15 protein-coding genes are annotated in these 15,653 nt (G+C 34.1%); 5 read left to right on the top strand and 10 right to left on the bottom strand.

Annotated elements, in window-relative coordinates; all coding sequences use genetic code 11:
• Positions 1 to 8: 8 nt before the first annotated feature.
• The gene (locus tag BLT84_RS05245) at positions 9 to 491 is read right to left on the bottom strand and encodes a single-stranded DNA-binding protein (protein WP_034886949.1); all 483 of its coding nucleotides are present in this window, start codon (positions 489 to 491) and stop codon (positions 9 to 11) included.
• A gap of 126 nt (positions 492 to 617) precedes the next feature.
• Positions 618 to 1,664, bottom strand: a complete 1,047-nt coding sequence (gene mutY / locus BLT84_RS05240) for an A/G-specific adenine glycosylase (RefSeq protein WP_091263382.1) — start codon at positions 1,662 to 1,664, stop codon at positions 618 to 620.
• Between the two features lie 118 nt (positions 1,665 to 1,782).
• Between mutY and BLT84_RS05235 the strand changes: the two genes are divergently transcribed.
• The 4 genes from BLT84_RS05235 to BLT84_RS05220 all read left to right on the top strand — a co-directional run bounded on the left by BLT84_RS05235 (position 1,783) and on the right by BLT84_RS05220 (position 5,608).
• Positions 1,783 to 2,088 (top strand): HU family DNA-binding protein, encoded by a 306-nt coding sequence (locus BLT84_RS05235; RefSeq protein ID WP_262489651.1) that lies wholly within the window; start codon positions 1,783 to 1,785, stop codon positions 2,086 to 2,088.
• Between the two features lie 301 nt (positions 2,089 to 2,389).
• Complete coding sequence (locus tag BLT84_RS05230; protein ID WP_034887714.1) at positions 2,390 to 3,928, top strand: Rne/Rng family ribonuclease; 1,539 nt, start codon at positions 2,390 to 2,392, stop codon at positions 3,926 to 3,928.
• Between the two features lie 431 nt (positions 3,929 to 4,359).
• The gene (locus BLT84_RS05225) at positions 4,360 to 4,848 is read left to right on the top strand and encodes a hypothetical protein (protein WP_091263380.1); all 489 of its coding nucleotides are present in this window, start codon (positions 4,360 to 4,362) and stop codon (positions 4,846 to 4,848) included.
• Positions 4,849 to 5,182: 334 nt separating this feature from the next.
• Positions 5,183 to 5,608 (top strand): hypothetical protein, encoded by a 426-nt coding sequence (locus BLT84_RS05220; protein ID WP_157717899.1) that lies wholly within the window; start codon positions 5,183 to 5,185, stop codon positions 5,606 to 5,608.
• Between the two features lie 147 nt (positions 5,609 to 5,755).
• Here BLT84_RS05220 and BLT84_RS05215 read toward each other — a convergent pair whose 3' ends face one another.
• A complete protein-coding gene (locus BLT84_RS05215) occupies positions 5,756 to 7,618 on the bottom strand; it encodes a T9SS type B sorting domain-containing protein (protein WP_231929489.1) in 1,863 nt (620 codons plus the stop codon).
• A gap of 153 nt (positions 7,619 to 7,771) precedes the next feature.
• Between BLT84_RS05215 and BLT84_RS05210 the strand changes: the two genes are divergently transcribed.
• Complete coding sequence (locus BLT84_RS05210; RefSeq protein ID WP_091263374.1) at positions 7,772 to 8,254, top strand: regulatory protein RecX; 483 nt, start codon at positions 7,772 to 7,774, stop codon at positions 8,252 to 8,254.
• 1 nt (position 8,255) lies between these two features.
• Here the strand turns inward: BLT84_RS05210 and BLT84_RS05205 are convergent, their stop codons facing one another.
• The 7 genes from BLT84_RS05205 to BLT84_RS05175 form a co-directional block, all read right to left on the bottom strand.
• Entirely contained in the window at positions 8,256 to 9,125 is an 870-nt protein-coding gene (locus tag BLT84_RS05205; protein ID WP_091263372.1) for a cupin-like domain-containing protein, read from the bottom strand.
• Complete coding sequence (locus BLT84_RS05200) at positions 9,122 to 9,991, bottom strand: cupin-like domain-containing protein (protein ID WP_091263370.1); 870 nt, start codon at positions 9,989 to 9,991, stop codon at positions 9,122 to 9,124. The genes BLT84_RS05205 and BLT84_RS05200 overlap by 4 nt, the downstream gene beginning before the upstream one ends.
• 7 nt (positions 9,992 to 9,998) lie before the next feature.
• Positions 9,999 to 11,090 (bottom strand): biotin synthase BioB, encoded by a 1,092-nt coding sequence (gene bioB / locus BLT84_RS05195; RefSeq protein ID WP_034886957.1) that lies wholly within the window; start codon positions 11,088 to 11,090, stop codon positions 9,999 to 10,001.
• Positions 11,091 to 11,194: 104 nt separating this feature from the next.
• Positions 11,195 to 12,349 carry a beta-ketoacyl synthase N-terminal-like domain-containing protein gene (locus BLT84_RS05190; protein WP_091263367.1) on the bottom strand — a complete coding sequence of 385 codons (1,155 nt, stop codon included), beginning with the start codon at positions 12,347 to 12,349 and terminating at the stop codon, positions 11,195 to 11,197.
• Between the two features lie 116 nt (positions 12,350 to 12,465).
• Positions 12,466 to 13,776, bottom strand: a complete 1,311-nt coding sequence (gene bioA / locus BLT84_RS05185) for an adenosylmethionine--8-amino-7-oxononanoate transaminase (protein ID WP_091263365.1) — start codon at positions 13,774 to 13,776, stop codon at positions 12,466 to 12,468.
• A 24-nt stretch (positions 13,777 to 13,800) separates the two neighbouring features.
• Positions 13,801 to 14,424 carry a dethiobiotin synthase gene (gene bioD / locus BLT84_RS05180; RefSeq protein WP_091263363.1) on the bottom strand — a complete coding sequence of 208 codons (624 nt, stop codon included), beginning with the start codon at positions 14,422 to 14,424 and terminating at the stop codon, positions 13,801 to 13,803.
• 66 nt (positions 14,425 to 14,490) lie between these two features.
• Complete coding sequence (locus BLT84_RS05175; protein WP_091263361.1) at positions 14,491 to 15,648, bottom strand: aminotransferase class I/II-fold pyridoxal phosphate-dependent enzyme; 1,158 nt, start codon at positions 15,646 to 15,648, stop codon at positions 14,491 to 14,493.
• Between the last annotated feature and the right edge of the window lie 5 nt (positions 15,649 to 15,653).

Below are 15,653 nucleotides of genomic sequence, written 5' to 3'. Positions count from 1 at the left end.
AGTTAAACTTAGAAGGGTAAATCGTCCTCTTCTTCTTGATTATTCATTGATTGCCCTGAGGCGGTATCGTTTTTTACAGCTGTATTAGGTTGTGAATAACCTCCATTTTGAGGAGATTGAGATTGAGGCTGTGATGAAGGTGCTGATGTTTCATTTTTAGGAGTTAAAAAAGTGAAATCTGTACACTGTATCTCTACAGAATATCTTTCCAAGCCTTTTTCATCTGTCCATTTTCTATTCTTTAACCTTCCTTCTACATAGACCTTATCACCTTTTTTAAGATATTTCTCACAGATCTCTGCTGCTTTATTTCTTACAACTATATTATGCCACTCTGTATTTTCTACACGTTGACCGGTAGATTTATTGGTATATACTTCATTTGTTGCCAAAGGAAATCTACCTATAGCACCTCCACCTTCAAAATAATGCATTTTTACATCATCTCCTGTATGCCCTATCAACATTACTTTGTTAAGTGTGCCTGTCATAATTGAATAAATTTAATGCGCAAAATTACCGCTATTTGATTGATTAACATTTTAAAAATAGATAAAATTATTAAGTCTATGTTTAACAAAATTATAAATCTGGAGGGTTAAATCTTAAAGTCACTATTAATAAGAGAAACTATAGTCATTTAAAAAATTTGCAATAAGCACCGGAACCGGATATTCCGCTACAGACGATATAGAGATTGCAGTATTTGGAAGTTCATTTTTATCTACAATCCAAAACCTTGTGTAAATATGTTGATGAGATAATTTATGTAAAATAGGGGCATCATTATATAAGGTAACCCCTAAAGGTTCATTTTTAGAAAATTCAGAAAATTCCATGTGCGATTCAATTTCTGAAGCTTCTTTAAGTCCTTCTGTTTCTATTAAGGGAAACTGATACAATCCTTCCCAAATTCCCTTTCCTGTTCTTTTCTCAAGTAGTGTCTTATTCTCACTAGATTGAAATACCAGGTAATTAAAATACCGTTTTTTAATTTTAGTCTTCTTGATCTTCACCGGCAACTCTGCTATTCTGTTGTTCTGAAGAGCTAAACAACTATCACTTAAAGGGCAAGATGTACATAATGGAGATTGTGGCTTACACTGCAAGGCTCCAAATTCCATAATTGCCTGATTATAAGTAGCAGGATCTTCTTTATCTAACAATTCTTGAGCCAACTGTTTAAATTCTTTAATTCCGGAAGAACTATTAATAGGGGTATCTATATCAAAATAACGCGCTAGCACTCTATAAACATTTCCATCTACTACAGCTACTGGTTCATTATAAGAGATAGAAGCTATAGCACTTGCCGTGTAATCTCCTACTCCCTTTAATTTTAGTAAACTCTCATAAGATTTTGGAAAGACTCCATTAAGATCAAAAGCTACATGTTTAGCAGTGGTATGTAAATTTCTAGCTCTGGAATAATATCCAAGTCCCTGCCATAGTTTTAAAACATCTTCTTCTGAAGCTTTTGCAAGATCAAAAACGGTAGGATAAGCACTAGTAAATGCCAAATAATAGGGTAATCCTTGCTCTATTCTTGTTTGTTGAAGCATAATTTCACTCAGCCAAATACAATATGGGTCACTGGTTTCTCGCCAAGGCAGCTCTCTTTTATTATTTAAGTACCAGTATGTCAGACTTTTATGAAATACCACAGATATAGATGTTTGATTGCAATAATAATTCTTTATTTGGTTACTATTTAATGAATTAGGATTGATTTATTGGAGATTTAATTCTTATATTTGCCCCCTTGAAAATTAAGAAACCCCAATAAATAGCACTAAAATGACGAAAGCAGATATCGTAGCCCGAATTTCAGAGAAATTAGGAATGGAAAAAGGTGATGTTCAAGCTACTGTTGAAACATTTATGGAAGAAGTAAAGACTTCTTTAGAAAGCGGAGATAATGTATATTTAAGAGGATTTGGAAGCTTTGTTATTAAAACAAGAGCTGAGAAAACCGGAAGAAACATCTCAAAGAATACGACTATCAAGATTCCAGCTCACAACATCCCTGCTTTTAAACCAGCAAGAGTGTTTGTAGATGGAGTTAAAAGTAATGTAGACGTAAAATAGAACACTTCTTAATATTAAAGAAGGATAATAGAATTATTAATCTTAAAAACTAACACTATGCCAAGTGGTAAAAAAAGAAAAAGACATAAGGTAGCTACTCACAAAAGAAAGAAAAGAAGTAGAGCTAACCGCCATAAGAAAAAGTAGTGCTCGCACTACTTTTTTTAGTAAAAGACGTTCTTTGAAAATGAAACCTTTATTATTTATAAAGTAATTAAGTGTTTCTTCAGGATTTAAAAACCCTGTGAAAAATTTAATGTTTAATCCATCCCGACACAATCGGGACAAAAATCTAATTAAAGTGGATAAAGAATTGATTATTAGAACCAGTTCTTCTGCTGTAGATTTTGCCTTAATAAAAGATGGAAAACTAGTTGAATTACACAAGGAAGAAGACGACAGTAATTTTGCTGTTGGCGATATCTTTATTGCCAAGATAAGAAAAGCTGTTCCCGGATTAAATGCCGCATTTGTAAATGTAGGCTACACAAAAGATGGTTTTTTACACTATCATGATCTGGGACCTCAAGTCTCTTCATTGTTGAAATTCGTAAAACGTGTAAGCACAGGTAAATTAAAAGACTATTCTTTACAGAATTTTACTTTTGAAAAAGACATTGATAAAGACGGCAGCATTGCTGAAGTCTTAAAATCAAATCAGTCGCTATTGGTACAGGTCATGAAAGAACCTATATCTACTAAGGGTCCGAGAATTAGCTCCGAGCTTTCTCTTCCGGGTAGGTATATAGTTTTAGTTCCTTTTTCTAACCGGGTTTCGGTTTCTCAAAAAATTGAGAGCAAAGAAGAAAAAGATAGACTTAAAAGATTAGTAAAAAGTATTAAACCTAAAGGGTTTGGTGTTATTGTACGTACCGTAGCAGAAGGCAAAAAAGTAGCAGAGCTGGACAAAGATCTTCAAAATTTGATGGATCGTTGGAAAGTCATGTGTAAAAAATTATACAAAGCACCTCATCCTTCCAAGGTATTAGGAGAGTTAAATAGAGCATCATCCATCTTAAGAGATGTGTTTAATGATACTTTCACTTCTATTTGCGTAGATGATGAAACGCTATATGTACAAATTAAAGATTATTTGGCAGAAATTGCCCCTAATAAAGAATCTATAGTAAAATTGCATCAAACCAATGTTCCCATTTTTGAAAAATTTGGAGTCGAAAGACAGATAAAAACTTCATTTGGACGCACCGTCTCTATGAGTAAAGGTGCTTACTTGATTATTGAGCATACCGAAGCCATGCACGTTATAGACGTGAACTCTGGCAACAGGTCTAATAAAGCTAAGAATCAAGAAGATACAGCCTTAGAAGTAAATCTAATAAGCGCTACAGAAATAGCTCGCCAACTTCGTTTACGCGATATGGGTGGGATTATTGTAGTAGACTTTATAGACATGAACAAACCCGAAAACAGGAAGGCCCTTTATGATCATTTAAGGGAAGAAATGAGCGATGATCGCGCTAAACATAAAATACTTCCTCCTAGTAAATTCGGATTGATTCAAATAACAAGACAACGCGTAAGGCCGGAAACTAATATCAAAACCAGGGAAGAAAATCCCAACGGAGCAGGTGAGATTGAGGCACCTATTATCGTAATTGATAAAATTAAGACCGACCTAGAAAGATTGATCAAGAAGAATCATAAAAAGATCACTTTGAGTACGCACCCATTTATTGCAGCCTTTTTAACAAGAGGCTTTCCATCGCCCCGCTCCCAATGGTTTTTTGACCATAAGCGCTGGGTAAAAATTTTACCAAGAGACGCTTACACGTACATGGAATATCACTTTCACGATAAAAACGGGGAAGTATTAGAATAAACTTATTATTCTTAAAAAGTAACGCCTTCATTAATTTGAGAGGCGTTTTTTTTTGCTATTTTTTAAATAATGACAAAGTGGCGAAGTAAGGGAGGAAAAAAGCGAAGAAATGAAAGAGAAACGCTCTAAAAAAGAGATTGGAGTACAGCGTCACTACATCACAGCATCACATCACACCTTCTTCCCATAAAAATATAACAAAAAAGACGTCTTAAAATCTGTAGAGAATTTCGCAGATTGATGTAGAAAAACTGTTAAACATGGTAAAACCTTAAGTAGAGTATTGCTTTATAACAACATCATTAATAGAAAATTTGCTAGATTGTCATCTACACATTTACTCGCTACTTTACATGTAGACCCAGAATATGCAAAGAATGAGAAAAAAAGAATTAGAAAAGTAATTATAAATTATGAAAATTCGAAAGTCAATGAATGCAAATAAATATGTATCACTAATTTTTATTTTATACTCCTTCGTATCTTTTTCACAAAAAAAAGAAGATGTGTATTTTGTGTTAGAGAATGGTAGTTCTGAATATACCATTAATAATATTATGCTTTGCGAAAAAATTCGGTTCATAAATTTATTGAACAAAAAAGAGTATGAATACCATCAAAAGAAAATAAAAGAAGCAAAAAAAAATGGTACTTATTATTTTGACCCAGAAAGTGGTAGAGATAATCTTAAAATAAAAGTTTCAAAATTAACTTTTGAAATAATATCAAAAGAAGAAATCAAAATCAAAGAAGATGAAATTAAAAAATTAAATTTAGTAGATTATAACTGGATTCAAACTACAAGTTGGAAAAAAGTAGCCAAACAGCCGGTTGAATTTAAAGATATTTATTTTCTAAAAAAAAGTAATAAAAACACTTATATCTTATATAAAGTAGAAGTAACTATCGTTGCATATTAATAAAAGTGTAACTAAGGGATTATAATTGAATTAGGGTGTATTACTAAATTTCAACTATATTATATTGTGTTTTTTTGTCAAAAATCCGATAAATAAAGAAAATTAAAGAGGCTTTCCATCGCCCCGCTCCCAATGGTTTTTTGACCATAAGCGCTGGGTAAAAATTTTACCAAGAGACGCTTACACGTACATGGAATATCACTTTCACGATAAAAACGGGGAAGTATTAGAATAAACTCATTATTCTTAAAACTAACGCCTTTCATTAATTTGAGAAATCTTATTTTTATTACCTCAACTTTCTAATGAATTTGGAATGATTAAAAACATCAAAATGTCTAATAAAATATTTAAATATTTTGTTTTAATTATTGGAGTCCTATTATATGGATGTGATCATAATGAAAAAATATACTTGGATTATGATGAGATTGTGCTTCATTCCAATATCCAATTCGATATAAAAAATGAAGATCAATCTTTTATGATTCACAATGAAAAAGATACAATCTATCTGAGTAGAATGGAAACAGAGATAAAAGTCAGAAAATTGGATTATTTAGAGAAAATAACAATTACTCCTATAGATACTGCAATTAAAAAACTTTCTAAAATCACCATTGATAATCTGCGTATAGAAAAAGAAAAAGGTTTACCTAAGTTATTTATTGTTGAAAAAGATTCTTTAAATAATGAAGTGAAGATTATTGAAGTAGGACAATCGTTTCTACTAAGTGAGGATAATTTTGATTTTGATTAAAAAAAGATTGATTAGTGGTGAATGAAATTAGATTTTTGATTTATTGTATATATCTATTTTTATTTATTGAAATTATACTCTTATAATTTTTTACATATTACCGCCTTTCATTAATTTGAGAGGCGTTTTTTTGTTAGAAGAAATTCTCTATCTAATTAAAGAAAAATGGCCTTTAAGCTCACCAAAGCCTTCAATTTTTATATGATACCAATAATCTGCTGCAGGAAGATCTTTACCTTCTAAAGTCCCATTCCAAGAAAAATTACTTCCATTGCTAGCTTTCAATAATTTCCCATACCTGTCATAGATCATAATTTGAGAAGAAGGAAAAGTTTCTACTCCTCTTAAAATAAAATTATCGTTGTAACCGTCTCCATTGGGCGTTATAAATTTTAGAGGGGAAATGTATGGAAATTGCAAGCTAACGGTATTACAACCACTCTTATCTCTCATATAAGCAGTATAAACTCCGCCGGGCTTTCCTAAAAATACATTTGAATCCTGAAAATTGACTCCATCTAGAGAATATTCAAAAACTCCGGTATTTACAGGAATGATCTCGATAGAATTCTCATCCGTTCTAACATCACTTATTTGCGCATCATCTATATCGTTAACAGTAAATTCTCTTGTTACGGCACATCCTAAATTTGTAGCTATTTCCACGGTATAATTGCCTTGTTGCGTTACTTGAATAGTCTTGGAATTTTCACCAGTAGACCACATATAATTAAAACCACTTACGCCTGCATCTAAAGATATATTTGAGTTTGGACATATCTGAATTGTTTCATCTTCCACATCTGGGATATTATCTAGAGTAATTTTAACTGCAGTTCTGGAACTTGGTTTACATTCTATTAAGGTGCTTTTTGCTTCCGCATAAAATATACCAGCAACATCTGGTTGATAATTAAAAGATTTGGCTTGAAGTAAGTTTCCGCCAGATGGAGCATCATACCAATTCACCATTTCATCTACCCCCGCTTTTACAGAAATTTGAGGTATTTCAGAATTACCGCAAACCACCACATCTCCGTTACTAACTGGCGCGGTTGGTACTGAAACCATCTGTACAAAAAAAGCTTCAGAAAAAGAACTACACAAATTATTAGTAAGATTTATACTATCCTCTGCCACCTTTACGCGATAATATGTGGATTGCACTAAATTCACAACCGTATAATTACTCTGATTTGCTCCGCTAATATCTGTCCAGTTAACTGCGTCTAAACTTCGTTGCCATTGGTAAGCATGTGTTTGATACACTGTGTTATCTGGTGTTGCTTTAAGATCTACATTGTACGGAGTATCTTCCTCGCAAACTCTCAAATTCATGTTTGATGAATTTCCAGCATCTATACTGGTGAGATCTCCACATGATCTAAAAATTATATCATCTATTGCAAGGTCATTTCCGCAACCACCTTCTCCATTATTAAACATTTTTAGAATCACATTATTCTGTCCTGGTGCGCTTTTAAAAGTTAGAGCGTATTCTTCAGCTAAAGGAAAAGCGGTAGAATTTATAGCACCTGTACTGCCTTCTTTCAAAAGCTGAGTATTGGTTTCATCCCAGATTTGAAATTTTACATTTACAGGAATATCACCATCAGCACAAGCACCACTTGCAGAATTATAAATATTCATCAGATAAGCCGAAAACTCATAGGTAGTATTTTCACAAAGTCCGGAAATATCTGTTCTATAGAACTGTCCTGCAGTGAAGCCGGCATTTATAATTAGCGCTTTTCCTCCAGAAGGAGTTAAATTTGGAGAATAAGAATGCCAGGATGGGATTTCACGCCCAATAATGCTAGATATGGTATATTCCCCATCTTGAGGATCTTGAGTTACATAACTATAATTAGTAATTCCTGCAGCCAACCTAGGGCCATATCCAGAACCTGTACCAAAGTCTTCTTGAAATATAGGATCACCTTTACTTCCATTACAAAAGCCTAACTGCCCATAAGAATTATTAAAACTAAGCACTAATGCTAACAACAATAAAAACCGAATCATCCTCAAATATACCTTATTTGATAAATGAGCAGATTATATCTTCTATAATATTTTAATTCTTAAAGCCTAAATGCTTTATATATAGTATTAGTATTGATAAAGCTGTATTTCTAAGCTTGTCTTTATACCTTTGTCTCTATGAAGGATAATCTATCACAAAAATCTTATACCGTTAAAGAGGCGACGCTCAAATTAGCGCAATTTTGTGCCTATAGAGATAGATCCCAAAAAGAAGTGGAAGATAAATTAAGGGAAATGCGAATGATCCCTCAAGCTTGTGAACAGATTATAATTGAACTGATGAGCGAGGATTTCTTAAATGAAGAGCGCTTTGCCAGAAGTTTTGTTCGGGGTAAGTTCAGAATTAAAAAATGGGGTAAAATAAAGATCACCCAGGAACTTAAAAAGAAAGAGATCTCTGCGCCGATAATCAAACTTGGGCTTACCGAAATAGATGAAAACGAATATTTAAATATTCTGGAACAGGTAGCAGAGAAAAAGCTTAATCTTATTAAAGAATCAGATCCATACAAGCGGAAAAAAAAGTTGAGTGATTACCTTTTGCAAAGAGGATTTGAATCTAATTTGGTCTATGAATTAAGCAATAACCTTATCAACTAATTTAAATATTGGCATGTGTTTTCTCCATGGCCTTCACATTTTTATAATCTATCCAATCCTGACCCTTCCACTTACGCATATAATTATCAAAATGTCTCATTACCACCAAATTATAAACAGCCTTAGAGATATTCAACAAACCTCTAGAAGTTGCTCTTAAGCTCATAGAAAATCCGGCAGTTAGATACGTCATTTGATGCCAATAACCTTCTGGCATATAAAGAGCCTCCCCATGTTTAAGCTCGGTAATATAACCTTTAGCTTTTTTAAGGGCCGGGAATTTTTTAAAATCTGGATTCGTGAAATCTATATCTTCCCTAGAGATAAGAGAGTGTGGAACCTTGTATAAATATTTACTTTCTGAAGGTGGATATAAGATACACTGTTTTTTTCCATTGAATTGAAAATGCAGAATATTAGCATAATCAATGTCATAATGCATAAACACTTTAGAATTAACACCACCAAAGAATAACATTGGTAACTGCTTTAAAAATCGAAGCCCCATTTTTGGGAACTTAAAATCTTCTTGAAGCTTAGGCACCTCTTTTAAAAGGTGATATAAGAATATTCTGTAATTGGTAGGTTTAGATTGAAGAAGGTCTATATATTCAGACATTTTCATCTCCATATGTGGCTGGTTGAACTTAAACTCAGATGTAATAGGACGATCATCGTAAAGAGGCACCGTTTTATTACCGGCAACTTCTTTAATATAATTTAGATCCCACTTTTTAAAAGCAGGCCAATCTTCTATTAAATGCTCAATTACAACCGGCTTTTGAGTCTTTACATATTGTTCTACAAAATCTTTTTTAGAGATATTTTTTACTCTAGGAATCTGTGCTAAGTTCAATCTATCTTCCATCATTCAATCCCTAAATTTTTATGCGTTTTGATTATCGCTTGTTTATTTTTATAGTCTATCCAATCTTGCCCACGAAGTTTGCGCATAAGATTGTCGAAATTCCTTAGCAAAATTACACTATTTAATACTTCTAATATCTTTTTTGGCGATCTTGGTAAGGATCTGAGTGTTAAAGACAAGCACGGAGTTTGATATTTTATAAAATGCCACCATTTACTTGGTATAAACAGTGCATCACCATGACCCAATACAGCTTCAAAACCTTTGGCTTTTGCAAGCGCAGGATATTTCTGAAAATCTGGGTCATCCATATCTATGATCTCCATACTCACTATAGAATAGGGAACTTTATAAAGAAATTTGGTTTGCTCTGGACCATATAGAATTACCTTTTTTTTACCTGCAAAATTAAAATGAAAGTTGTTGGCAAGATCCATATCATAATGCATCACTACCTTAGAACCTTCACCTCCAACAAATAAAACAGGTAGCTTCTTAAAGAATTTTATCCCCAATTCCGGGTATTTAAAGTCTTGTATAAGCTTCGGACAGTTTTGCAACAGATTAAAGAAGAACATTCTTAAATCTGTTGGGCCTGCCTTTACAATATCTATATATTCAGAAAATTTAAGCTTTTTCGCCGGAGCATGGCTTTTTTGCTTCCCTTTAGCTGGTTTTCCATCATATACAGGAACTACAACCTCTCCGGCTACTCGCTTAAAATAATCAAAATCCCACTTTTGTCTGGCAGGCCAATCTTTGCTAAGCTCTTCAAGAATTACAGGCTTTTGAGGAATAAAATATTCCTTAAGAAATTCTTGTTTAGAAATTCCTTTAACTCTTGGTATTTCTTGTAGATCAAGCTTCAATGATATATTAAACTTTAGTTTTTGCTTTTTCCTGAGCTTGTAGGTTCTTTTCTATTTGATGCCCTGGACGAGACCATTTTGGTTTTTCTCCCAAATTAGCAAACTTAGAATCTTCTGCAGAAACACTTTCCGGTTTTGCCTTTTTCTCGAATGCTTTTTGAGGATTTAAGCCTAAAGCTTTGAACATTTCCATATCCTCATTCACATCAGGATTTGGTGTGGTTAAAAGTTTATCTCCTGCAAAGATAGAATTTGCTCCTGCAAAGAAACACATAGCTTGTCCTTCTCTACTCATTTGAGTACGTCCGGCAGAAAGTCTAACCTGAGTTTCCGGCATTATAATTCTGGTAGTAGCTACCATTCTTACCATTTCCCAAATAGAAACCGGTGCCTGTTCTTCTAAAGGAGTTCCTTCTACAGGAACCAACGCATTTATTGGAACAGATTCTGGTTGAGGATTCAATGTAGAAAGCGCTACCAACATTCCGGCGCGATCGTCTATAGACTCTCCCATTCCAATAATTCCTCCGCTACAAACCGTTACATTGGTTTTTCTAACGTTTCCAATAGTATCTAATCTATCCTGATACCCACGTGTAGAAATCACTTCTTTATAATATTCTTCAGACGAATCTAGATTGTGATTATAGGCATACAATCCAGCTTCTGCTAAACGCTGTGCCTGATTTTCTGTGATCATCCCAAGTGTACAACAAACTTCCATATCTAGTTTATTGATGGTTCTCACCATTTCTAAAACAGAATCGAATTCATCTCCATCTTTAACATTACGCCAAGCCGCTCCCATACAAACACGAGAACTTCCCGATGCTTTTGCACGTAAAGCCTGAGCTTTAACCTGGTTAACGCTCATTAGATCATTCCCTTCGATATTGGTATGATATCTGGCTGCCTGTGGGCAATACCCACAATCTTCAGGACATCCGCCAGTTTTTATTGATAATAATGTTGAAACCTGAACTGTGTTAGGATCGTGATGCAATCTATGGATCGTTGCTGCTTCATAAAGCAATTCCATAAAAGGCTTATTGTAAATCTCAAGAATTTCTTCCTTGGTCCAGTTGTGTTTAGTTGCCATAAAAATTATTTGTATTCAAAAATAACTAAAACTAAGTCTTTCTGAATGTTTGTATTAAAAAGATTTATTTCCATATTCTCCAAAAACGGTGAGAACGTATAAATTTAACTATTGTTGATCAAAATTGAGACTGCATTTCCACCAAAACCTACTGCATTCACCAGTATATTTTTTAGTCGTGCCGGGGCTTTGCTGATAGTGGAAAAAGGAACTGGTATGAATTCCTGATGTTGAAGCATTAAAACAGCCAGCTCTAAACTTAACACTCCAGATGCTCCAAAGGTGTGCCCAATCTTCCATTTATTAGAAGTCATAGCCGGCAAATTATTTCCAAATAGCGCGCTAATAGCATTAATTTCTGCTTGATCTCCCTTTACAGTTCCAGGAGCATGCATTACCACAACATCAATTTCTGAAAGATCCATCTCTCCAATAGCCATTTTCATAGCTTTTTGGAAACATTCTCCATTACTAGAAATAGAAGCCGGATGATTTAGCCTTTCCGTAGCATATCCCACTCCCGAAATTTTGGCAATACAATTATCAGAATTAAGTTGAAGAGCTATTACTCCTGCCCCTTCTCCTAAGATCATGGTATTTCTTTGTTTTTCAATATCTAAAGCTCTGCACGGATAATTAAGATCTTCTGTAGCATAGATCTTCATAGCCTTCATCTGAGCTATTGTAAAAGGTGTTAACGCCGCCTCACTCCCTCCTACTAAAAATTTCTCTGCCATTCCACCATTTAACCAAGCAACGCCATTTAAAACTGCCTGTAATCCGGTGGAACAGGTTACGCTATGAGATATTTCCGGCCCTGTAGTTTCAATATCCTGAGCTACCCACGAAGAGATATTTCCTAAAGTAGTTGTAGGAGAAGCTAAAGTCTCTGCTTTGCCTGTTTCTAAGAAATTTTTATGATATTTTTCAAAAAGTCCGGTTGCACCTCTAGAGCTTCCTATATTTATACCGATCTCATCTCCCTTCTTCCAATTTGCTTCAGCTATTACTTTTCTAGAGGTATATATAGCGTACAACACTGAAAGATCAAGATTTTGAAAAACGGGATTAGAATTTCTAAGAAGGTCTATCTCTTCCTCTACATACTTTGGAAGATAAGCTGCAAAAGTTTCCTGTTCTCCAAAAAGTTTTTTAGAAATAAGATGCTTAGGGTCTTTATAGTTCTTCCATACCTCTTCTGAAGAATTTCCTAAAGGGGAAACAGAAGCTATGCCAGCTATATAAACAGGTGTTTTCAAAAGTCGCAATTTTTAAGCAAAAATAAGGCGTGATAAGGCATCTCCTAAATTATAAATCATAAAATTGATTCTTCTAAACACAAGTGTCATTAGATTAATAACTTAGAAATTATGAACTAAAAAAGTTCAAGAGCAGCTTCTATACTATTATATATTTTTTTAAGCTCCTGTTCATTAGTTACAAATGGCGCCAATATATAAATGGTACTTCCTAGTGGCCTCAGAAAAACGCCACTTTCCATAAAATGTTTAAAAAGCATATTTCTCACATTTCCATATCGCTCCATTTTCACATTAAGATCAAACGCATAAATAACACCAAGCTGTCTTACATTGGTAACTTTGGGATGGTCTTTTATTTTAGCATTAAAGTCTTGGTGGGACTTTGTTATTCTTAAGATATCATTTTGGATCTCCTCAGATCTCAGTAATTCTATTCCGGCAATAGCAGCAGTACAAGACAATGGATTGGCGCTGTAAGTATGCCCGTGAAAAAGTCCTTTAGAGATCTCATCTGCATAGAATGCATCATATACTTTTTGAGAGCAAGTAGTAATGGCCATTGGTAATAATCCTGCCGTTAATGCTTTAGAAAGACACATCACATCTGGCTGCTCCTCCATATATTCTGACGCGAAATTCTTTCCAGTTTTACCAAACCCGGTCATAACTTCATCTGCCACACAAATAATATCATTCGCTTTACAGATCTTTAAGATCTCATTTAAACCATTTGGATCATGCATTTTCATGGCTGCTGCACCCTGTACCAAAGGTTCATAAATAAAACCTGCAAGATTATATTCTGAGATCCTGCTTTTCAATAATTCCAAAACCTCCAGATTATTGTCTCCGGTAGGAACTGGAATTCTTACCACTTTAATAAAATGATCTTCAAAAGCTCCATTATATACCGATAATCCAGAAACTGACATTGCACCAAAAGTGTCCCCATGAAAACCTTCTTCAAAAGCTAACATTACCTTTCTATCATTACCAAGATTATGATGATATTGAAGAGCCATTTTAATTCCAATTTCGGTAGCAGTAGAACCATTATCACTAAAAAATAATTTTTGCTGATTAGACGGTAAGATCTCTATGAGCGCTTCAGATAATTTAATTGCCGGTTCATGGGTAAATCCGCTAAAAACCACCTGATCTAATTCCTGCATCTGTGCTGCCACCTTAGCGGTAATTGCCGGGTTACAATGCCCATACATACTAGTATACCATGATGCAATACCATCTACATATTCCTTACCCATGTCATCATACAAAATAGCTCCTTTCGCTTTTACGATAGGTAACATTTCTGAAGATAGCTTATGCTGTGTTAAGGGATGCCATAAGTGCTTCTGATCCCTTTTAGTGAGATCACTTAATTCTGAATTTATTATAGGTGACTTTATATTACTAGTAGACATTTTAAAATAATTTAAATGAAAGATCTAGAGACCTTTAAGACTCTCCTTAAATTTCTCTGCATATTCTTTAATCACATTTTTATCGAAATAAGGCTCCACATCAATTCTACCCACACAAGGAACTCCACTCATTTTTAATATAATGCTCTCTGTAGACTCTTTTTTTTCTCCATTAAAGATAATTCCTGCAATGTGAAGTCCTCTAGATCTTAGTGCTTCAAGAGTTAGCAGGGTGTGGTTGATGCTTCCCAGGTAATGTCTGGAAACAACCAATACGTTATCTTCTGGAGAAATTAAATCTGCAATTACCTCATTATCGCTAATAGGTACTAATAAACCACCGGCGCCTTCAATTACCATATTCCTATTAGTAGACTTCGGTCTATTAATATTCTTTGAAGTCATTTTAACTCCATCAATCTCTGCAGCTGCGTGCGGACTCATAGGAGTGTTTAGTGAAAAGCTGTTAGGATGAAAAATTGTATTTTCATTAGAGATCAAATTCTGGACTTTATGGGTATCAGAATTATCCAGATCTCCCGCTTGTATTGGTTTCCAATAATCTGCTTGTAAAGTTTCTGTTACAATTGCTGAAGCGATGGTTTTTCCAATTTCAGTTCCTATTCCTGTAATAAAATATGTAGACATTGATGTTTCAAATTAAATTAAGATCTCAAGCCATAAACAAATAAGATCACTCTATCTCAAGTGAGATCAAGATCGTTTTACAAAGTTACCTAAGAGATTTAGAACAGTTCTAATTTCTTCTGCTGAATTGTAGCTATGTACACAGAATCTAAGTCTTTCTTTTCCTAAGGGAACTGTTGGAGATAATATAGGTTTTACTTCAAAACCGTTATTTTTTAAATGCTCTGCTATCAATTTAACATTGCTGTTTCCAGGAATGATACAACTTTGGATTGCAGATTGACTATCTACAAAATACAATTTCAGTTCTTGGAAGATAATTTCATCCTTAAAGATCTTAATATTCTGTTTTAAATTTTCAATTTCTGAAGCATCACTTTTCAATTTTTCATACGCACAATAGATGGTTGCTACTGCATGAGGACTTAAAGCAGTGGTGTAAATAAAGCTTCTTGAAAAATTAATAAGATATTCTCTAAGCAAGTTACTGCCTAATATTACTGCTCCATGGCACCCTATAGCCTTTCCAAAGGTATTGATCTGTGCAAAAACCTTATCTTGAAGATCGAGCTTATGCACTAAGCCCTCTCCGGCGGCTCCAAAGATACCCGTAGCATGGGCTTCATCTACAATTAAAAAACAATCAAATTCTTCACACAGTTTTGATAAATTTTTAAGATCTGGCATATCACCATCCATTGAGAAAACAGATTCTGTAACTACATAAATATCAAATTGATTGGTATCACCAGAATTCTTCTCAATTAAAGCTTTAAGATGAGAGAGATCATTATGTTTAAATTTATAAGATCTCGCGTTACTGCTACCAATCCCATCTCTTATTGAAGCATGAGATAACTCATCATAAAAAATAATATCTCCCCGTTGTGGCACTGCAGAAAAAAAACCAATATTGGCATCATAACCGGAGTTAAAGATCAGACCCGCTTCTACATGATGAAAATCTGCCAACATTTGCTCTGCCAGATCGTATACCAAATGGTTTCCTGAAAGCAAGCGAGATCCTGTAGCCCCGTTTAGTTTAAGATCTAGATCTGATAATAAATTATGAGAGGCGTCATAAATTTGTGCATCTTGAGAAAATCCTAAATAATCGTTAGAAGAAAAGTCTATAAGACTAGACTGAGGTTTTAGTGTACGAAAGGAATTAGAAGATTTTCTGCTCTCAAGGCTTCGCACTAATTTTATAGGAGATCTTTGCATACTGC

The sequence above is a fragment of the Gillisia sp. Hel1_33_143 genome (assembly GCF_900104765.1).
GTDB lineage: Bacteria > Bacteroidota > Bacteroidia > Flavobacteriales > Flavobacteriaceae > Gillisia.
Note: the sequence above shows the minus strand (reverse complement) of the source record. Positions and strands in the feature narration are given on the sequence as shown.